19 protein-coding genes and 1 tRNA gene are annotated in these 19916 nt (G+C 60.1%); 10 read left to right on the top strand and 10 right to left on the bottom strand.

What is annotated here, in order from left to right:
- Positions 1-4: 4 nt before the first annotated feature.
- The 4 genes from BMZ66_RS13220 to BMZ66_RS13235 form a co-directional block, all read right to left on the bottom strand.
- A complete protein-coding gene (locus BMZ66_RS13220) occupies positions 5-652 on the bottom strand; it encodes a hypothetical protein (RefSeq protein WP_092673958.1) in 648 nt (215 codons plus the stop codon).
- Positions 653-917: 265 nt separating this feature from the next.
- Positions 918-1214, bottom strand: a complete 297-nt coding sequence (locus BMZ66_RS13225; protein WP_092673961.1) for an HPF/RaiA family ribosome-associated protein — start codon at positions 1212-1214, stop codon at positions 918-920.
- A 355-nt stretch (positions 1215-1569) separates the two neighbouring features.
- Entirely contained in the window at positions 1570-1935 is a 366-nt protein-coding gene (locus tag BMZ66_RS13230) for a DoxX family protein (RefSeq protein WP_092673964.1), read from the bottom strand.
- A gap of 2 nt (positions 1936-1937) precedes the next feature.
- Positions 1938-2282: a DoxX family protein gene (locus BMZ66_RS13235; RefSeq protein WP_092673967.1), complete on the bottom strand. Its 345-nt coding sequence runs from the start codon at positions 2280-2282 to the stop codon at positions 1938-1940.
- A gap of 240 nt (positions 2283-2522) precedes the next feature.
- Here BMZ66_RS13235 and BMZ66_RS13240 point away from each other — a divergent pair, with 240 nt between their 5' ends.
- From BMZ66_RS13240 to BMZ66_RS13255, 4 genes are all read left to right on the top strand, one after another.
- Complete coding sequence (locus BMZ66_RS13240) at positions 2523-3071, top strand: RNA polymerase sigma factor (RefSeq protein WP_092673970.1); 549 nt, start codon at positions 2523-2525, stop codon at positions 3069-3071.
- A 63-nt stretch (positions 3072-3134) separates the two neighbouring features.
- Positions 3135-3602, top strand: coding sequence for a hypothetical protein (locus tag BMZ66_RS13245; RefSeq protein ID WP_092673973.1), 468 nt, complete (start codon positions 3135-3137; stop codon positions 3600-3602).
- Positions 3603-3633: 31 nt separating this feature from the next.
- Positions 3634-4104 carry a hypothetical protein gene (locus BMZ66_RS13250; protein WP_143080197.1) on the top strand — a complete coding sequence of 157 codons (471 nt, stop codon included), beginning with the start codon at positions 3634-3636 and terminating at the stop codon, positions 4102-4104.
- 221 nt (positions 4105-4325) lie between these two features.
- A complete protein-coding gene (locus BMZ66_RS13255; protein ID WP_092674838.1) occupies positions 4326-5534 on the top strand; it encodes an aspartate aminotransferase family protein in 1209 nt (402 codons plus the stop codon).
- A gap of 86 nt (positions 5535-5620) precedes the next feature.
- Here the strand turns inward: BMZ66_RS13255 and BMZ66_RS13260 are convergent, their stop codons facing one another.
- Entirely contained in the window at positions 5621-6079 is a 459-nt protein-coding gene (locus tag BMZ66_RS13260; protein WP_092673979.1) for a tellurite resistance TerB family protein, read from the bottom strand.
- A 233-nt stretch (positions 6080-6312) separates the two neighbouring features.
- On the opposite strand from BMZ66_RS13260, the gene pfkA reads away from it, so the two are divergent.
- Positions 6313-7284, top strand: a complete 972-nt coding sequence (gene pfkA, locus BMZ66_RS13265) for a 6-phosphofructokinase (protein WP_092674841.1) — start codon at positions 6313-6315, stop codon at positions 7282-7284.
- A 93-nt stretch (positions 7285-7377) separates the two neighbouring features.
- Here pfkA and miaA read toward each other — a convergent pair whose 3' ends face one another.
- The 3 genes from miaA to BMZ66_RS13280 form a co-directional block, all read right to left on the bottom strand.
- Positions 7378-8292 (bottom strand): tRNA (adenosine(37)-N6)-dimethylallyltransferase MiaA, encoded by a 915-nt coding sequence (miaA, locus tag BMZ66_RS13270; RefSeq protein WP_234795087.1) that lies wholly within the window; start codon positions 8290-8292, stop codon positions 7378-7380.
- Positions 8293-8526: 234 nt separating this feature from the next.
- Complete coding sequence (locus BMZ66_RS13275) at positions 8527-10203, bottom strand: amidase (RefSeq protein ID WP_092673983.1); 1677 nt, start codon at positions 10201-10203, stop codon at positions 8527-8529.
- A gap of 31 nt (positions 10204-10234) precedes the next feature.
- On the bottom strand, positions 10235-11383 hold the full coding sequence (locus tag BMZ66_RS13280; protein WP_092673986.1) for a glycosyltransferase: 1149 nt from the start codon (positions 11381-11383) through the stop codon (positions 10235-10237).
- Positions 11384-11505: 122 nt separating this feature from the next.
- Here BMZ66_RS13280 and BMZ66_RS13285 point away from each other — a divergent pair, with 122 nt between their 5' ends.
- The 5 genes from BMZ66_RS13285 (at position 11506) to BMZ66_RS13305 (ending at position 18517) form a co-directional block, all read left to right on the top strand.
- Complete coding sequence (locus BMZ66_RS13285) at positions 11506-15213, top strand: PAS domain S-box protein (protein ID WP_092673989.1); 3708 nt, start codon at positions 11506-11508, stop codon at positions 15211-15213.
- Between the two features lie 57 nt (positions 15214-15270).
- Complete coding sequence (locus BMZ66_RS13290; RefSeq protein WP_092673992.1) at positions 15271-15657, top strand: response regulator; 387 nt, start codon at positions 15271-15273, stop codon at positions 15655-15657.
- Positions 15658-15746: 89 nt separating this feature from the next.
- On the top strand, positions 15747-16514 hold the full coding sequence (locus tag BMZ66_RS13295) for an MBL fold metallo-hydrolase (protein WP_092673995.1): 768 nt from the start codon (positions 15747-15749) through the stop codon (positions 16512-16514).
- Between the two features lie 38 nt (positions 16515-16552).
- Positions 16553-16912: a cupin domain-containing protein gene (locus BMZ66_RS13300; RefSeq protein WP_092673998.1), complete on the top strand. Its 360-nt coding sequence runs from the start codon at positions 16553-16555 to the stop codon at positions 16910-16912.
- Positions 16913-16921: 9 nt separating this feature from the next.
- Positions 16922-18517, top strand: coding sequence for an NFACT RNA binding domain-containing protein (locus BMZ66_RS13305; protein WP_092674001.1), 1596 nt, complete (start codon positions 16922-16924; stop codon positions 18515-18517).
- 176 nt (positions 18518-18693) lie between these two features.
- Here BMZ66_RS13305 and BMZ66_RS13310 read toward each other — a convergent pair.
- Both BMZ66_RS13310 and BMZ66_RS13315 read right to left on the bottom strand, forming a co-directional pair.
- Positions 18694-18775: transfer RNA gene (locus tag BMZ66_RS13310), tRNA-Leu, on the bottom strand.
- A 184-nt stretch (positions 18776-18959) separates the two neighbouring features.
- The gene (locus BMZ66_RS13315) at positions 18960-19658 is read right to left on the bottom strand and encodes a Dps family protein (protein ID WP_214606997.1); all 699 of its coding nucleotides are present in this window, start codon (positions 19656-19658) and stop codon (positions 18960-18962) included.
- Positions 19659-19916 lie beyond the last annotated feature (258 nt).

Consider the following 19916-nt stretch of genomic DNA (forward strand, 5'->3'; position numbering starts at 1 on the left):
GTTGCTACATCGGCTCAGCCAATAAGGCCGTCTCTTCGCTTCGCAGCTGCTTGGCTGCTTTAATGCCACGAAAAACCATTACACAGATAAAAAATCGAAGGAATATGCCTCCTATTCCTGGGGAGTTGCCGCTACCTATACCCATCGCAAACCCCGCTACGCCCTCCACTACCAGCAGCGCAAATGCCGCCGTGAAAGCGGGAGCCGAGCGCCGGTTATGGCCAAACCAACCAAGCGCTAAATAGATTACTCCTTCCACGGCCGAGCCCCACCCAACGCCAATCTGTTGAAGAAAATCGACCTGGAACATATCGGCAATCAGCCCAATAATAACATTAAGCACCCCGACCACTAGCAGGGTATACCACGCCGCTTTGAGCTGCTCTATGGGGTGGGTGGCACTACCCGGAACGGGCTGCTTGTCTATCAATAATTGGAGTTGCTGAAGTCCTTGGCTGCGGACGAGCTGAGCCGTGACTACGCGACCATCGGGCAGGGGGTAACGGGTGCCATTGGGTTGGCTGTTTAAATTGGGCACCATGCCCAATGAATCTCCATTGTATAGTATTTCAAACTTGCGAAAGAAAAGCCCCCATTTGGCCGTCAGGACTTCAGATTGGGCATCGTTTAGGTAGAAATTTTTAGAAGGCATCAGGAGCTTGGCGTGAATAAATGTGGCGTAAAAAATCTAGCTATAAAAATGAGGATTATTTCTCTATTGCCCAATTAAATTTCAGCCTGTTGGCTCCATTATATTATGAGGCAAACAAAGATGCCGGTTTGGAATAGTAGAAGGCTGAAAATCTGCACAAAAAAAGCTCCCTGGGAGTACCAGGAAGCTTTTTTATTTGGTTGCAGGACTGCCAAAGACAGTCGGCTTATTTAACCCAATAGGGTTGTATTGTTTTTCTCGACGACTAGTCTACAAACTGCCGCTTCAGCTTTTCGCTGGCGTCGCGCAGGCCAGCGGCCCACGATGCACCTGTGCCTTCGGCAAACAGGTCTTTGCCGGGGATGCCCAAGCGCCAGCGCACTTGCTTGTTATTTTCGGGGTTGGTGCCTTCTTCGCGCAGGTACACGTCGGCGGCCACAATGTCTTTGCGGAAATGCATTACGCGGCGCAGCTCGCTTTCTACTTGCTGGAGCAGGGCGGGGCTCTCCGAGAAGCCCACGGTCTGCAGGTCCATTTTAATGTTATCGATGTTGTAGGTCATAGCGGAAAGGAAAAAAGTGAAAGAACCCCCAACCAGCAACTTGCCGGCAGTGGCCTTTTAAATACGGGAATAGCGGAAGGCGGTTATCGGGCGCAGGCCGCGCTAAGCTGAACAGGCGTGTGGCAACTCAATGAGCGGCACCTTCAGGGCTTGATGGGCAGCGACTTACTCTTGGCTTCAGGATATTCTCCCTTGGCGTTTGAAAGTTGGCTGGCCGTCATGTTGAGCTTCTCCAATTAGTGAGGCAGCTGACTCTACTGCTTCAATAAAGTTGGCTGTCATGCTTTCCATGGTCAGCATGGGAATTGGGTGAGGTCGGCTCTCAAATTGCTGCATTCAAGAACGGCCTTACTCCCTAAGCAGCTTCTATTCCTGATTGAGCAATCTGGATAGCCTGATAAAAAATGTAGGCATTCACCACCATGAAAAAGGCTGCCGGCAGGGATACCAAAAAGCTGTCTTTCACCTTGATTCTTACCAATACACCCAAAAACATTAGCGCCGCTAGGCCGCCCGAAGCAATTAATAGAATGGGGTTGCTTATCAACCCAACGAGCAACCCCAACGCTCCAATTATTTCCAGAATAATGGTAAACGTTGCTACTCTCTCCAGTCCAAAGCGCTTGAACTCATTCTTCATGTGGGGAGATTTGAAATAAGAAACGGCATACCCCAAGAAAGAAAGGCTGGAAAAATAGATAAGCAGGTGGAGTAGGCTCATTATTACAAAAGGTTGAGGGAGGCAGAAGCTATGTACACGCACAGCAAAAGCAGCACCAGCGACGGCACGCGTTTCGGCCAGGGGCTGTTTGCTTTAAAGTGGAAAAACTGGGCTGCCACCATGAACAGGCCCATGAGCACGGCCGGAATGAGCACCAATGCCGGATACCAAATGCCAACCACCAGCAGGGTCGCCAACGCTACTTTGGTGGCACCCACCAAGCTGCGCGTTAAGTCAGACAAGCCGAAGTGGTTGAATTCTTTCACGACGTTATGGAAGCGAAACGTCCAGACAAACCACACGGAAACCGCGACAACTATTTGGGCAAGGGCGGAGAAGCTGTTCATAAGGCAGGCTGGTTAATGGATGATTGCAGTTTCAGAGCGAGCGGCAACGGGCCAACAACGACGGTACTGCTTTGATAAGCCCGGCAATGGCGACAATGTTATCGCCTTAGCTTTCGCGCAGTTGGGAGCTTTGCCGAATGGGAGCGGGGGAGGCCGAAAATTTCTCCCGTTGCATTAAACGCGGCTGTTACTTTGCCATCCAACCCCCGACTTTGCCGCCCTGGCGAACTCCCGTGCCGTTTGGAAGACCACGAAATCCTTCTCAAGTTCCAAGACCCCGCCAGCCGCAACCTGGCGTTCAACCAGCTCGTGCGCAAGTACCAGAGCAAGGTGTACTGGCACGTACGCAAGATGGTGGTGGACCACGACGACGCCGACGACCTCACCCAGGACGTGTTTGTGAAGGTGTGGAAGCACCTGGAGAATTTCCGGCAGGACGCCCAACTCTTCACCTGGATTTACCGCATCGCTACCAACGAATGCTTGAACTTCCTGAGCAGCAAGCGACGCAAGTTTCTGCTGCCGCTCACGGATGTGGGCGCCGAGCTGGCTGCCAAAATGGAAGCCGACCCGGCCCTGGCCGGCGATGAAATCGAGCTCAAGCTGCAAAAAGCCATCCTGACCCTACCCGACAAGCAGCGCCTCGTGTTCAACCTGCGCTACTACGACGAGATGCCCTACGAGCAGATGGCCGAAGTAACGGGCACCAGCGTAGGCGCGTTGAAAGCCAGCTACCACCACGCCGTGAAAAAAGTGGAAGAATACGTCACGCGCCACACCGCCGATTAACTAAAACACACAATTTTTTACCGGCTGATTTAAACGCTGGCCCCGATTCTCCATCCAACTGCCATGAAAACGCCCTTCAAGCTAGACGCGCACCCTCGGCGGACCCACCCGCCGCTGAGCAGCCCGCCCGCTGGCTATTTCGACCAGCTTCCGGCGCAGGTAATGGCCCGGCTGCCCCGTGCCGACGCGCCAGAATCGGCCGCGGGCTGGCGCTGGCTGGCGCTGCTGTCGCCGGCGTTGCGCACCGGCCTGGCCTCGGTGGCGGTACTGGGCGGCTTTGCAGTTTCGTTCTTCCTGAGCGGTCCCCCGGCAGTCAGCCCCGCGGTGGCGTCGGCAGCTTCCCTCGATGCGGTGCCGCATACCGAGCTCATTGCCTATTTGCTCACCAGTGGAGCCCGCGTCGAAAGCTCCGACCTGGCCGCGCTCACCGACGCCAACCCCGGCATTGCCAAGCAGTTCTTGGCGGCCACCGACGCCGAGCTAACAGAAGCGCTAGATGCCCAGCCCTCCGAAGACCTCCTTTATTTATAATGTCCTGACTATCATGTCTTATTGCTCCTCTGTGTTTCGATTGCTTGGCCTGCTGGCATTGTTGCTGGCGTTGGCCCCTGACGCCGCTGCCCAAGGCGGCCGGCGCGGTGGCCAGCGCCTAGGGCAGCTCGAAAACGCCAAAATTGCCTTCATCACCAACCGCGTCTCCCTGACCCAGGACCAGGCCCAGAAGTTCTGGCCGGTCTACAACGAGTTCTCGACCCGCCGGCGCGAGCTCAACCGCAGCAGCCGAGTGCTGCGCCGCGACGTGTCGGAAAACATGAGCGACCAGCAAATCCGCGACAACCTCAACCAGTCCTTCGCCCTGCGCCAGCAGGAGCTGAACCTGGAGAAAGAATATTTCGAGAAATTTCAAAAAGTCATTTCGCTTCGGCAGGTGGCCCAGCTGTTTGTGGCCGAGCGCGACTTCACCCGAGAGGTCATCAAACGCGTATCGGGAGCGCCCGGGCAGGCGAGCCAGGCCATTCCGGGCGACGACTAAACCCGCCCGGTAGACCCTTTTGTGCTGGCTCATGTTGTCGAGGCCGCTGCCCCCGCAGCGGCCTCGTTATTTTTGCGGAATAATCAAAACGAGAGGCCAGTGGTTGCAAAGCCCCACCGAAAGCCGTCTGTCATCCTTCGCAAGCTCAGGATGACAGCAGCAAGTAGGTGCGCACAGCAACAAAATCCGTGAAATCTGCTAAATCTGATAAATCCGTGGTCCTGACACCCCGCCAATTATTCTTGCGCCACCAGGCCCAAACCTCCGACTTTCCGCTGCTGCTGGAAATCGAACGGGCCGAAGGCGTGTACATGTACGCCCCCGACGGCCGCCGCTACCTCGACCTGATTTCGGGCATCGGCGTGAGCAACGTGGGCCACCGCCACCCGCACGTGCTGGCCGGCATTCAGGCCCAACTCGACAAATACCTGCACCTGATGGTGTACGGCGAGCTGGTGCAAGCCGTGCCCGCCCAGCTGGCCGAGGCCATCCACAGAACATTGCCTGCCCACCTCGATTCGGTGTTCTTCACCAACTCCGGTACCGAGGCTATTGAAGGCGCCCTCAAGCTGGCCAAACGCCACACCGGCCGCACCGAGCTTATTTCCTGCCTCAACGCCTACCACGGCTCCACGCACGGCGCCCTGTCCATCACAGGTTCTGAGGGCTTTAAAAATAGCTTCCGGCCGTTGCTGCCCGATGTGCGCCACATTCGTCACAACGACTTCTCGGACCTATACCTCATCACCGAGCGCACGGCCGCTGTGGTCATCGAAACGGTGCAAGGCGAAGCCGGCGTGCGTGTGCCTTCGCCTTACTACCTGCCCGCCCTGCGCCGTCGTTGCCGGGAAGTGGGCGCTCTGCTCATCCTCGACGAAATTCAGTGCGGCTACGGGCGCACCGGCACCATGTGGGCTTTCGAGCAGTTCGGTATCGAGCCCGATATTCTGGTCTGTGCCAAGGGCATGGGCGGCGGCATGCCCATCGGTGCCTTTATTTCCAGCACGGAAATCATGAGCGGTTTCAAAACCAACCCGATTTTGGGGCACTGCACCACCTTTGGTGGGCACCCGGTGAGCTGCGCGGCGGCGCTCGCCACCCTGCAGGTGGTGCAGCAGGAAAACCTGGTGGCGGGCGTAGCCGAGAAAGCCGCTCGGTTTCGGGCGCAGCTGCGGCACCCGGCCATTCGGGCGGTGCGGGGCTGTGGCCTGCTCATGGCCGTGGAGTTCGAGTCCTTCGCCGTGCTCAAGCCCATCATCGACCACGCCCTGGCGCACGAAGGCGTCCTGACCGATTGGTTTTTGTTCTGCGATAATTCCCTGCGCCTGGCCCCGCCGCTCATCATCACCGATGCCGAGATTGACGAAGCCTGCGCAGCCCTGCTCCGGGCCATAGAGCACGTGGTGGGCGCGGGGCAGGAGAAGGCTTAAACCTAGGGCAGAAAGGAGCGGCCCCGCGGGGGCAACCCACTTCTGGGTTGCCCCCGCGGGGCCGCTCCTTTTCAGTCGTGCTGCAGCTACACGGCGATGTTGGGGCGAGGCAACTCGTTATAGTTTAAAAAGCTAGTGCTTTCCTCTTTAATTCTTTCGCGCGGAACCCCGTCTTTCACGCCTTGGGAGATTTTGCGTACCAGCACGCCTACAATGGCTTTGCGGAAACCGAGCTTTTCGGCCATCATGATGCAGAAGTCCATTTCGGTTTCGTCCACCACACCGTCGGCGAGCATCATGTCGACAAGATCAAAAATCTGGTCAAACCGTTCGGAATCGTTGCTGGGCAACTCGGTGCTGGCCCCTTTGGCCCCGGACACCAGCGCCTGCACCTCCGATGAGCTAATGCCGTTTTTCTTGCCTACCGCCACAATGAAGTTCATTTCCCGGGCGTCGATGTGGCCGTCGGCTTTTGCCAGGGCCGCAAGATTCAGCAAATGGCCTTTGATTTTCTTGGCCTGCTCATTTTCGAAGAAACCGAACATATAACGTGGGAATTAAGTGGTGAGAAATGAGTTAGCGGCTGCAGGGCCGATTGAAAAGGTAAGGTAGCCGGAAAATCAGCGAGTTGCTACTAGCCCCCTACGCTAAATATAAAAAAAAGATAACCGCCTTCCGACAGCATTTCGCTAGGCAGGCACGAGGGTTTGTTTTCCTTTCGCCAACTTTGCGGGGTTTGGGCGCCATTCACGTGCCCACTTGTTTCCAGAAAGTTCAGATGAAGAGAATTGGAGTATTTACCAGCGGGGGCGATTCGCCGGGCATGAACGCTGCTATCCGGGCCGTGGTGCGGACGGCCACCTACCACGGAATCGAAGTCTACGGCATCATGCGCGGTTACAGTGGTATGATTAAGGGCGAGTTTGTACGCTTGGATTCGGCCTCGGTTTCAAATACGGTGCAAAAGGGCGGTACTATTTTAAAATCGGCTCGCAGCCAGAAGTTTATGACCAAAGAAGGCCGGCAGCTGGCCTTCGACCAGCTGGTGAATAACGGCATCGAGGGCCTGGTGGCCATCGGCGGCAACGGCACCTTCACCGGCGCCATGATTTTCGAAGAAGAATTTGGCATTCCTACCGTGGGCGCGCCCGGCACCATCGACAACGACCTCTACGGCACCGACTACACCATTGGCTACGACACAGCCGTGAACACGGCCCTGGACTGCATCGACAAAATCCGCGACACCGCCGACTCGCACGACCGGTGCTTCTTTGTGGAAGTAATGGGCCGCGACTCCGGCTACATCGCTATTCCCTGCGCCATTGGGGGCGGGGCCGAAATTGTGATGATTCCCGAAACCAAAATGAGCGTCGACGTCGTGATTGACACCCTGCAAACGGGCTGGAAGCGTTCCAAAACGTCATTTATTGTCATCGTGGCCGAAGGCGACGAGGAAGGCAACGCCACCCAAGTGGCAGCCCGGGTGAAAGAAGCCATTCCGCAGCTCGACACCCGCGTGTCGGTCATCGGCCACATTCAGCGCGGGGGCTCGCCCACAGCCGCCGACCGGCTCCTGGCCTCCCAAATCGGCATTGCCGCCGTGGAAGGCCTGATGAACGGCATGCGCAACGTAATGGCCGGTATTGTTGATAAAAAGCTAGTCTACACGCCTTTCAATGATACCATCAATAAAAAGAAGCTTATAAACCAGAGCTTCATGCGGATGGTGGAAATTTTGAGCGTCTAGGTTTTAGGGTAAGAGGGTGTGGGGGTAGGAGGGTATGAGTTTTGTCGATGCGCAACAACTCCTGCCCTCCTACCCCCACACCCTCTTACCCTCCTACCCTAAATCCACCCACTGATACGCCGCATCGCGCCGCAACCACGTGAGCTGGCGCTTGGCGTAGCGCCGGGTATTGCGCTGGAGCAGACGCACGGCTTCTTCCCAATCGTATTCGCCATCCAGAAAGCCGAAAATTTCTTGGTAGCCCACGGTTTGCAGGGCGTGGTGGTGGCGATAGGGGAGGAGGCCCCGCACTTCGTCGAGCAAGCCCGCTGCCAGCATGTGTTCCACCCGCAGGTTAATGCGCTGATACAGCGCTTCCCGCTCGCGGGTGAGGGCCACTTTCACGTTGCGAAACAGTGGGTTTTCCTCCGGTGGGCTTTGGGTGTGGAAGCTGGAAAAAGGCCGGCCGGTAGCGCGGGTGATTTCCAGGGCCCGCACCACGCGTTGCGGGTTTTGGCGGTCGATGCGGCCGTGGGCTATGGGGTCGGTTTCAGCTAGCTCGGCCACTAGGTAGGGAAGGCCGTGGGCCGCCAGCTCAGCGTGGAGTTGGGCCCGCACTTCTGGCGGCACAGTGGGTAGCTCGTCAAGCCCATCGGTCACGGCTTGCACGTAAAGGCCGGAGCCGCCGGTCAGAATCACCAGCGGGTATTTCTGAAACAGCTTGGTGAGGACTTGCTGGCAATCGGTGGCGAAACGCCCGGCACTGTAATCCTCCGCTATGCTGTGGCTGTCGATGAAGTGGTGCGGAACGCCTTGCATCTCTTCCGACGTAGGCTTAGCCGTGCCGATGCTCAGCTCCCGAAAAAACTGCCGTGAATCGGCCGACACAATTTCGGTTTGAAACTGCTGGGCCAGTTGCACGCACAGCGCGGTTTTGCCCACCGCCGTTGGTCCGGCAATGGTTAGCAGCACCGGCCGCGGGTCAGTCGGCGTGGGGGCAAGCTGGGCGAGAATGTGAGGAGGAAGCAAAGACGCTGAACTGATGAAATATCAAGAACAAAAACTCCCCTCCTCAGCTGAGGAGGGGACGCTGGCGCGAAGCGCCAGCTGGGGTGGTTGACCTCGTTGAACGATGGTGGAACGACTCGCAGTAGTATCGTTCGGGTGTCGTGCAACGAGCGCAACCACCCCCGTTCGAGCCCTTGGCTCGAACATCCCCTCCTTAAAAAAGGAGGGAAGTTGTGGGTTGTCCTGGTTTGGTGGTTATAAATTCGGGTGTTTCTCGTCAAAGTCGGTGGCATCCTGGTAGGCTTTGGCCAGGGCCAGGAGCTTGCCTTCTTCATAGAGCTGGCCCATGAACGTGATGGTGGTGGGCAGGCCCGCAGAGGTAAAGCCGTTCGGAATCGCCACGGCTGGTTGCCCAGTGAGGTTGGTCAGCGTGAGGTTGGCGCTGAACGACGGGGCGATGTAGGCATCGAGCCCTTTCAGCTGCGTGTCCATCTGCTCGATGAGCAGGCTGCGCACGCGCTGGGCCTGCAAGTATTCCACGGCCGGAATAAAGCGGGAGGAACGGAAGGTGTTGGGCCAGGCAAAGCGGTTTTGTAGCACCATCTGGGTGTCGCGGCCCGAGCGGGTAAGGTCGTCGAAGGCCGCGGCGCCTTCGGCCGTGAGCACAAAGCGCATCGAGCCCGGCGCAATGGCCGGCAGCTCTATCGGCACCAGCTCCACGCCCAGCTTGCGGAGGACTTCCAGCGTGGCCTGGTCGTTGGCTTTGGTGGGGTAGCTCTGGTCGAAGCTGGCTTTCACGTAGCCCACGCGCATCTTCTTGATATTGGCATCAAAGGCGTAGCGGAAGGTATTAGGCGCTAGCATAGTGGCGGGGTCGCGGGCATCGGGGCCGGCGGCGGTGAGGGCTGCCAGCACGATGGCGCAGTCTTCGGCGGTACGGGCCAGGGGGCCGGCTTTGTCCATGGTCCAGCTCAGGGCCATGGCGCCGGCGCGGCTCACGCGGCCGTAGGTGGGGCGCAGGCCCGTGACGCCGCAGGCCGTGCTGGGGCTGATGATGGAGCCCAGCGTTTCGGTGCCGATGGCATACGGCAGCAGCCCCGCCGCCACTGCCGACGCCGACCCGGCCGACGAACCACTGGAGCCCTTGGTCACGTCCCAGGGCGTGCGCGTTTTCTCGCCAAACCACACGTCGCCCTGCGCCAGCTCGCCCAAGGTCAGCTTGGCCAGCAGCACGCCACCGGCTTCGCGCAGGCGCTCCACCACGGCCGCGTCTTCATCCAGCGTTTGGTCTTTGTAGGGCACCGAGCCCCAGGTGGTTTTATAGCCCTTGGCGCTGAACAAATCCTTCACGCCAAAGGGAATGCCGTGCAGCGGCCCGCGGTACTTGCCGGCTTTTATCTCCTGGTCGGCCTGCCGGGCTTGCTGCATCGCCAGCTCCTCGGTGAGGGTAATGACGCAGTGCAGTTGAGTATCGTACTTCTGCAGGCGGGCCAGGAAGAATTTGGTCAGCTCCTCGGAGGAAATTTGCTTGGTGCGCAGCAGCTCGCCCAGCTGGCGCACGGTGTAAAAAGCCAAGTCGTTGCGGTTGGCGGGTAGCTTGATTTTGGGCGTCTGGGGCAGTTTGCCGGCGTTTTCTTTGGGAGTGGCCAGCATGGCTTGCCGCATGCGCAGCGGCCGCGGGTCGAACCCCACGGAAGGGGCCACGCTGTTGGGCAGTGGAATTTTGCGCAGTGCCTCGTAGCTGTCGCGGTAGCCAGTGAGGTTGCGGCGGGTAGAATCCAACTGCGCGTCGCTAAAGCTGAGGCCAAACAGCTGCTGCGCTGCGCGGGCAATAGGCACGGTAATCTCATCGGGCGCCGTGGGGCGGGCCACGAAGGCGCCGCCGGCAAAGCATGCACCGCCCAGGAGGAGCGCCGGTAATATCTTCTTCATGCGGGAGGGAGGCTAAAGCAACACAACAAAGCTACTGCGGCCGGGGCGCGATTGGCGCGAGGGGCACCACGGCCGCGTATAGCTCCAGCAACACCCGCTCTTCGTGCTGCCAGCTGAGCTGCGGCGCGGCTTGGCGGCAGTTGTGGGCCAGGTGCTGGTAGCGGGCTGGGTCGTCGCGCAGCAGGCGGTTGAGCGCAGTAGCCAGGGTGGTGGGGTGCAGGTCGGCCACCAGCTCGGCCACGTCGAACTGCTCATTAAGGGCGCGGTATTCGGGGAAGTCGATGAGCACCTGTGGAATGCCGGCGTGCACGTAGTCGAAGAATTTATTGGCCAGGGAGTAGTAGTAGCTCAGGCCAATATTCTCGAGCAGCATGATGCCCACGGCGGCGTGGCGCGTGACTTCGCGCAGGGCTTCGGGCAGCACATAGCCGCGAAACTCAACCTTTCCCGAAGCCAGCAACCCGAGCTTATCGGCCCGGGCGCGCAGGGCGGCTGAGAGGTCGCCTTCGCCGCAGATTACTAGGCGGCCCGCCACCTGGGGCATGGCGTCGAGCAGGGCCTCCAGGCCTCGGCCCACATTCAGAGCACCTTGGTAAAGGATGTAGCTGGTAGGAGGGACGGAAGCCGGTAGGGGCAGCTCGTCGCGCAGCCGGCTCACGTTGCGCACCACCGCGAAGGGCCGCCCGTAGCGCTGCTCAAACACGCGGGCCAGGGCGGGCCCCACGGTGTAAGCCTGCTGGGCCCGCTGCACAATGAAGCCTTCTACCCAACGCCAGATGCGCTGCACGGCCGGCCGGGCCACCACCTCGGGCACTTCCGTAAACAGCTCGTGGGCGTCGTACACAAAGGGCTGCCCTCCCAGCCGGGCGCGCAGCCACACGGGCAACGCCGTGTCGAGGTCGGCGGCACACCAGGCAGCGGCGCGCTGGCTCAGCAAGTAGAAAAACAGCCGCAGGTTGTATTCCAGGTAGAATAGCTTGCCTTGTTGAAACCAGCCCTGCAGGCGGTGCTGCGCGTAGGGCTGGGGCGTGAGCGGGGGCGAGCCCGGCCGCTGCCAGCCCACTAGCTGCACCCGGTAGCCGGCGGCGGCCAGGCTGCTGCAAATGCGCTGCATCCGCTGGTCGAAGCACAGGTCGGTGGTGACGGCAAAGAGCAGCAGCGGTGCGGGTTGGGAGGGCAAGAGGCGGGAACGGGAGCGCGCTTGTGCGGGCAAACGGTATATTTTGGCCAAATTTACGCTCGGGCTCGCCGGTCCGGTGGCTATCTTAGCAGGAAATATTCGCAGGCATTACGCTTCGGTTCATGAGTTCGATTCCGGTTGTTTCCTCTTCCCAGCCAGTGGCGCCGCCCACCAGCGCGCTATTCGACCAGTTGGGGCAGATGTACTTGATGCTCGACACCCAGGGCATTATTGTGGAAACCAACGAGGCCTTTCTGGCCATGGTGGGCTACCCCCGCGAGCGGGTTATCGGACAAGTGTGCCACCACATGTTTGCCCCGCCCGCCGAGCGGAAATCGCGCCTGAAGGAGTTTCTGGAGAGCGTGGCCACCGAGTCGTTGGCGCCCAGCTACGAGCGGCCCATTCTCACGCGCGGCGGCCAGCTGCGGCAGGTGCATTGGCGGGGCGGCTTCACGCGCTCCGAGACTGGCGCCGTCACGGGCGTGTGGATGGCGGGCCAGGAACCCAGCGACCGCCGCATGGCCAGCGCCGGGCTATCCGGCGACAGCACTCACCTGCAGGACTTCCTCGACAACGCCCAGGACTTGGTGCAGCACCTCAGCGCCGACAACAGCTTCCTGTTTGTGAACAAGGCCTGGAAGGAAAAGCTGGGCTACACCGACGCCGAGCTCGCGACCCGCACCCTGGCCGACGTGGTGCACCCCTACTACAAGGCCAAGCTGCTCTACCAGCTGCGCAACCTCTACGACGGCGAGCCTGTGAACAAGGTCGAAACCGTGTTTTTGACCAACGCGGGCAAACCGGTGCACCTCATTGGCAGCATGAGCGTGGTGCGCGAGGAAGGCCAGCCGGTAAGCAGCCGCGCCATTCTGCACGACATCACCGACCGTATTAAGGCCGAGCGCCTCCAGAAAGTCTACTACAGCATTGCCAACCTGGCCATCAGCGCCAAGGACTTGCCCAGCCTCTACGGGGCTATTCACCGCGAGCTGAGCAAGATTATTGAAACCAGCAACCTGTTCATTGCCCTCTGCGACGACGCCCGCACGCAGCTGCAGTTTGCCTACCACGTCGACCAGCACCCCCAGCACCGCCCCCAAGGCGCCATGCCGTTTACTTCGGGTGTGTCGGAGTACATCATCGGCGGCGGACAGCCCCGCTACCTCACCCACACCGACTTTCAGCAGCTCATCCGCAACGGCACCATCACGGCCTATGGGCTGGTGCCGGAAGTGATGCTGGCGTCGCCCCTGAGCATCGGCGACCGCATCATCGGCGTGCTGGCCGTGCAGGACTACAACCGCGCCGACGCCTACACGCCCGGCGACCTCGACGTGCTGCACTTCATCTCGAACCAAGTGGCTCTGGCCATTGAGCGCAAGCGCAACGAAGAGCAGATTGGCAAGCAGACCGCCCGCCTCAACGCCATTTTCGAGAGTGGCTCGCACGTGATGTGGACCGTGGACACCCGCGCCCACCTCATGAACTACAACCGCAACTACGCGGCCCTGTTTCTGCGGCGCAACGGTACCTACCCCGTGCGGGGCCTCGACCTCTGGGAAGCCGACCTGGCCCACATGCCCGAGGGGGAGCGCAACGTTTTTGTGAAGCACTACGAGGCCGCCGCTAAGGGCCAGGCGCAGCGCTTTGAGATGGGCCTGCGCGACTCCCGTGGCAACGAGGTGTGGACCGATATCTACCTCAACCCGATTTACCTGGGCGATGGCTCCTTTGAGGAGATTTCGGCCATTGCCCACGACATCACCGAGCAAAAACGGGCCCAGCTGGCCCTGGAGGCGCAGGAAGAGAAGTTTCGCACCATCTTCGAGTCGTTTCAGGACATCTACTACCGTACCGATGAGCACGGCGTGGTCACCATCGTCAGCCCCTCGGTGCAAGAGGTGCTGGGCTACAAGCCGGAGGAAGTGATTGGTAAGCTGGTGAAAGGCTATTACGTCGACCCGCAGGACCTGCCGCGCGCCAGTACCGAAATTGACCGCAACGGCAGCCTGCGCAACTTCGAAACCCAGATGTGGCACAAGGAAGGCTACCCCGTGAGCCTGCTCGTGAACGCCCGCATGGTGGAATCGACCGGCTATGCCACCGAAGGCATTGCCCGCGACGTTACTGAAATCCGGCAGATGCAGGACGACCTGCACCAGGCCAAAGACGAGGCCGAAGCCGCCCTGGAAGCCAAAACGCAGTTCCTGGCCAACATGAGCCACGAGCTGCGCACGCCCATGAACGGCATCATTGGCATGATTGACCTGCTCGACCAGACCGTGGAAACCGACGAGCAACTCGACTACGTCGACACGCTGCGCAAGAGCTCCGACGCCCTGCTCACCATCCTCAACGACATCCTGGATTTGTCGAAAATTCAGGCCGGCAAGCTGCAGGTGCACGAAAGCGCCCTGGAATTACAGGCCGTGATGGAGCGCATTCGCGCCCTGTTTATCTACCGGGCCGAGCAAAAGCACATTCGCTTCACCTACCACATCACCCCGCACACGCCGCGCTACGTGATGACGGACGAAGTGCGGCTGCTGCAAATCCTGTCCAACCTGGTGGCCAACGCCATCAAGTTCACCAACGAGGGCACCGTGGCCATCATCGTGTCGAGTGTGAGCACCGACGGCGAGCACCACACGCTGCGCTTTGCGGTGCAGGACTCCGGCATTGGCATCTCCAGCGACAACGCCAGCCTGCTCTTCACCAACTTCACCCAGCTCGACACCACGCCCAGCAAAGCCTACGGCGGCACGGGCCTGGGCCTGAGCATCAGCCGGCAGTTGGCCGAGCTGCTGGGCGGCGAAATCGGGGTGCTGTCGGATGAGGGCGAGGGCAGCGTGTTCTGGTTCACCATTGCGGCCCGCGAAGCCCGCATTGAAGACATGCCGGAGGTGGTGCAGGTGCGCGAGGCCGTGTACCAGCCTTTCGTGGCCGCGCCGCGCGTGCTGCTGGTCGACGACAACGCCATCAACCAGAAGGTGGGCCAGCGCTTGCTCACCAAGTTGGGCTGCGAGGTGGTCGTGGCCGGAGGCGGCCCCGAGGCCATTGCCCTGGCCACCGCAGACGGCGCCGACTACAATATTATTTTTATGGACATCCAGATGCCGGACATGGACGGGGTGGCGGCCACGGCCGAAATCCGCCGCCTGTTGGGCAAAGCCTGTCCGCCCGTGGTGGCCATGACGGCCTACTCCATGCAGGAAGATGCCGGCCGCTTCATGCGCCAGGGCCTCGACGACTACGTGGGCAAGCCCGTGAAAAGCCGCCACCTCTACGAGGTGTTGCACCGCTGGCTGCGCCCGAGCCAGGTGCGCGCCATTGCCGAGCTCGACGTGAACCTCGACACCGAACCGGAGCTCGACGAGGCCGAGGTTGTTGTGCCTGATACCATGGCGGCTACTCCGCCCATTGTGTCGGCTGCTGCCACCCTAGCCCCAGCCGCTGGCGGAGCCAACGAGCTAACCCTGGACGAAGCCATTGTGCGCCAGCTGCTCGAATTGGGCGGCGCCGAATTCACAACCGAGCTCTACCAGGAGTTCGAACAGGAAGCCGGCGAGCTCCTGCGCGAGGCCGCCCCGGTGGTTGCTGCAGCCAACTTCAAAGAGCTCCTGCCCATGCTCCACCAGCTCAAAGGCACGGCGGCTACTTTGGGCGGGGTAGCCCTGGCAGCCCAGGCCCGCCACCTCGAACACGAGCTGAAACATGACCGCATAGAAGAGTGCGCTGCCGGATTTCAACTTTTGGAACATTACTTTGCACAGTTCGTTTCGGAATATCCCAGCGCCGTTGAGCGCGTGGCCAGCGCCGCGAACGTATAATTGCCCTTACCCTTCCTTACTTCTCTACCCTAAGAACCAACCCCAAACCCTAAGCTCATGTCAGCAGATTCTCCTAACAAAACCATTTTGATTGCTGAGGATAGCTCGGTAATTCTCAATCTTACCCGCAAAATCCTGGAGCTGCAGAAATATAAAATTGTGCTGGCCAAGAACGGGGGGGAAGTGATGAAGCAGCTCGAAAGCAACTCCATCGACTGCGTGCTCATGGACATCAACATTCCAGTGAAAGACGGAATGCAGTGCACCCGCGAAATCCGGGCCCACGCCGACCCCGCCATCAACAAGCTGCCGGTCATTGCCATCACCGGCAACGCCAACAACTACTCGATGGACCAGTTCCGCGAGGCCGGCGTAACCGACTACCTGCCCAAACCCCTCGACTTTGATGCCCTGGTGCGTGTGGTGAAACAGTACGTAGGCTAATTGTAGGCTGTTAGCTAATAGCAGTTGGCCGTTAGCTCTCGTTTAACGAAATAGCTAATGGCCAACTGCTATTAGCTAACAGCTCAAAAATGACCGTTACTTTCCTCGGCACTGGCACTTCCTCCGGCGTGCCCATGATAGGCTGCACCTGCGAGGTGTGCTGCTCGCTAGACCACCGCGACCAGCGCCTGCGGGTGTCGGTGCACCTGGCCATTGGCGACCAGAGCATCGTGATTGATTCGGGCCCCGACTTCCGCCAGCAAATGCTGCGCGCCCGCGTCACCCACCTCGATGCCCTGCTCTTTACCCACGAGCACAAGGACCACACCGCCGGCCTCGACGATATCCGGGCCTTCAATTTTCGGCAGCAAACCGACATGCCGGTCTTTGGCGAGCCCCGCGTGCTACGCCAGCTGCAACAGGAGTTTGCCTACATTTTTGCCGAGCACAAGTACCCCGGCGTGCCGCGCGTGCGCCTGCACCCCATTGAGCGCGACGATGAGCCGTTCGACATGCTCGGCATATCGGTGCAGCCCCTGCGGGCCCTGCACCACAAGCTGCCCGTGTTGGGCTTCCGCATCGGCGGCTTCTGCTACCTCACCGATGCCAACCACATCGGGCCCGAAACCAGGGCTCACCTGCGCGATGCCGACGTCATCGTGCTCAACGCCTTGCGCCGCGAGCAGCACATCTCGCATTTCACCCTGGCCCAGGCCATCGAGATTTTAGAAGAGGCAAAACCCAGGCGGGCTTACCTCACGCACATCAGCCACCAGCTGGGCCGCCACCTCGACGTAGAAGCCGAGCTGCCGCCGTGGATACGGCTGGCCTATGATGGGCTGAAGGTGGAGGTGTGATTTAGGTAAGGTAGCTGCCCTTTTTCTCAAATTTGGCCATGGACGTTATCAACCTCGAAGAAAAATTCGCCCGATTTACTGACCCCTGGCACCCGCACGTAGTGGCCGACTTAAACGACCAACATGTTAAGCTGGCCAAGGTGCAGGGCGAATTTGTCTGGCACAGCCATGAAGCCGAAGACGAGCTGTTTGTGGTGGTGAAGGGTCAGCTGCACATCGAGTTCCGCGACCACACTGCTACTATAAATCCGGGCGAGATGCTGGTGGTGCCGCGGGGATTAGAGCACCGTCCGCACGCGAGCGAAGAAACCTGGATTATGTTGGTTGAGCCCCAGGCCACCCGCCACACCGGCGATGTGGAGCACAAGCTGACTCGCCACGAGCTACCCCGAATTTAATCCCTCCCTTTGCATACCAACTATTATTTCCTGCGTCAGCTGGCCCCTGCGCTCACCGACCGCCTGCGGGGCTACCGCGTGGCCGTGTGCTTCTCGCAGGAAAAGGACGAGTTGGTGGTGGGCCTAACCAACGGCACCCAGGAGTTCTGGCTGAAGGCCCAGCTAGGGGCCAACTTACCCGCCCTGGCCCTGCCCGAAACCTTTCAGCGGGCCCGCTCCAACTCCGTCGACTTGTTCCCCGACCTGTTGGGTGAGCAGGTTGAAACCGTTGTGCCCTGGCCGCAAGACCGAGTGCTGCAAGTGAATTTCCGCAGCGGCGCCCGCTTGGTGTTCAAGCTCTACGGCCCGCGTCCCAACGCTATATTCCGCGCCGCTCCGGATGCCCCGGCCCAACTGTTCCAGCAGAAGCTACTGGCCGACGCCGACCTGCGCCCGCAAACCGCTCCACCTGCTTCGTCCTCGAAATCCGACCTTTCCACTGAATCCGATAAATCCGCGGTTCAGACTAAGCTGCCGCCCCCGCTCGCAGACCTGCCTGCCCGCTACCTCCGCCAAAATGGCTACGATGCTGCCTCGCCGGAAACTAAGACGCGCATGGTGCACCAGGTACTGGCCCAGCTGGAAAAGCCCGCGCATTACTACCTCATTCAGCTCGACGGCCGCACCCGCCTGAGCTTGTTGCCCTTGGGCGATGTGCTCGAAACGCTGCCCGGCGATGACCCCGTTGCAGCCCTGCGGCGCTTCGTGCCCATGGCCCTGGGCCGACGCGCCCTGGAAATGGAAACCAAGCAGCTGCGCCAGTTGCTGGAGCGCCGCGCCGACGAAGCCAGTGCCGCCGCCACTCACGCCCGCCAGCGCCTGCACGCCCTGGCCCACGAGGCCGGCTACCGCCACACGGCTGACCTCATCATGGCCAATCTGCACGATATTCCGGCCGGCGCCACCCAAATTGAAGTGGTTGATTTTTATACCAATCAGCCCAAGCTCATTAAGCTAAAGCGCACCGAGAAACCGCAGCACACCGCCGAGAACCTCTACCGCAAAGGCAAAAACCAGCAAATTGAGGAACGGCAGCTGGCCGAGCGCATTGCGCGCCGCGAAGCCGAAGCCCTCGCGGCCATGGAGCGCCTCGAAGAGATGGATACCGTGCCTGGCCTGGCGGAGCTGCGGGGCCTGCGCGCCTGGCGCAAGCAGCACGGCCTCGACCCCACGCCGGCCGCTGCCAAAGCGCCTACCGAATTGCCGTTTAAGGTATTTGAAGACCGGGGCTTCACCATACTGGTCGGGCGCAACGCCACCAACAACGACCTGCTGACCCAGAAATATGCTCACAAAGACGACCTCTGGCTGCACGCCAAGGATGTAACGGGTTCGCACGTCGTCATCCGCCACAAGGCGGGCCAGCCGGTGCCGGAACCGGTAATAGAGCATGCTGCCCAGCTGGCCGGCTGGTACTCCCGCCGTCAGCACGATTCGCTGTGCCCCGTGACGGTGACCCCCAAAAAATTTGTGCGCAAGCCCAAAGGTGCCTTGCCCGGCCAGGTAGTAGTGGAACGGGAGCGAGTGGTGCTGGTGAAGCCTGGCAACCCCTTTGACGGGCAGTAGCCCCGTTGCCGTGTAGCGCGACCGTACCCGGCAGGGACTTTGTAGTTCGCGTCTCCACGCCGTTTGCAAATCATTTGGTTGTCGTCCGGAGACACGGACTAGAGTCCCTGCCGGGCACGGCTGCGCTACAGCAAAAAGGCCCGTTCTGAGTTAACAGAACGGGCCTTTTGTTTGCGTGCGCGCGGGGAGATTCGAACTCCCACACCCGAAGGCACCACCCCCTCAAGATGGCGTGTCTACCAGTTTCACCACGTGCGCAAAGAGAGCAACTAAACCTGGGCAACTCGGCCGAAACCGGCTTCGCTGAGGCGGCGAAGCGGGTGCAAAGATAGCCGGCCGGTGGTGCCCCCGCAACCTGCGGCAATCAATTTTCCCAAAAAAGGCCGCTCATTCTGGAATGAGCGGCCTTTCGAGCTGAATCCGAGTTGGATAGGAAACGAAATTACTCGGCTTGGGTGAGGGGCGAGTCGACTACGTGCTCGGCCACGAACCACACTTGCATCTCGTTGGTGCGCACCAGTTGGCTCACAATGAGGTCGTTGGTGCCATCGTCGCCGCACTCATCGGCTTTGTCGGCGTAGTCGTGGCAGTTCTTGAGGATGCGCTGGTGGCCATCGAGCAGGCGCGATACCTGAATGGGAGCTTCTTCGCGGTCGCGGGGCACGCGGGGAATGGTGCTGAGCTCGGCCACGTCGTGGGCCATGGCAATAGCCACGCCGCCCAGAATCTGAATACGCTCGGCAATGGCGTCTACCAGCACCGACTGCTCTTCGTAGTGCTTGTCGAACAGCAGGTGCAGCTGGTAGAAAGTGGGGCCCACTACCTGCCAATGGTGCTTTTTGTACATGTCGCGCAGCGTGATGGTGTCGGCCAGCAGCTGGTTGAGCATGGTTACGCTTTCCTGGCGGGTGCTTTCGCTCAGGCCAATGGGCAGGCGCTGGCTTACGGTGCCGTAGCGCTGGGTGGGCATGGGGGCATTCTGCTGCTGGTTGAGGCGGGGCTGAATGTCGACAGCGGCATTGCTGCCAGCGCCTTTGCCAGCGTTGGCGCCCGAAGCGAGGGCCGACTCATTCTTCTTGGGAGCAGCGGTTTTTTTAGCGACAGCGGCTTTGGGAGCAGCGGCTTTGGCGGGTGATGCCATAATTCTGGAAACTAGTGAGGTGAAAGAAATAGCCGAAGTAATTCGGGGCAGATTATGCTATTCTAGCGTACGTAAAGCACTACCAGGAGTTAGTGTTTCGCTGGCTTTCGCCCTGATTTTGTTGTATCTCAAGTTACGCCTTCACTTAGCCGGACTTAGCCTTGCAAGGTGGGTCGGCTCTGCACGCGGTAGCTGGCGCGATAGCCGTTTTGCCGCTCGCGCCGTTTGATAAGGGACGAGGTTTGGTGCCTGCAACTA

The sequence above is a fragment of the Hymenobacter arizonensis genome (assembly GCF_900115775.1).
GTDB classification, from domain to species: Bacteria; Bacteroidota; Bacteroidia; order Cytophagales; family Hymenobacteraceae; genus Hymenobacter; species Hymenobacter arizonensis.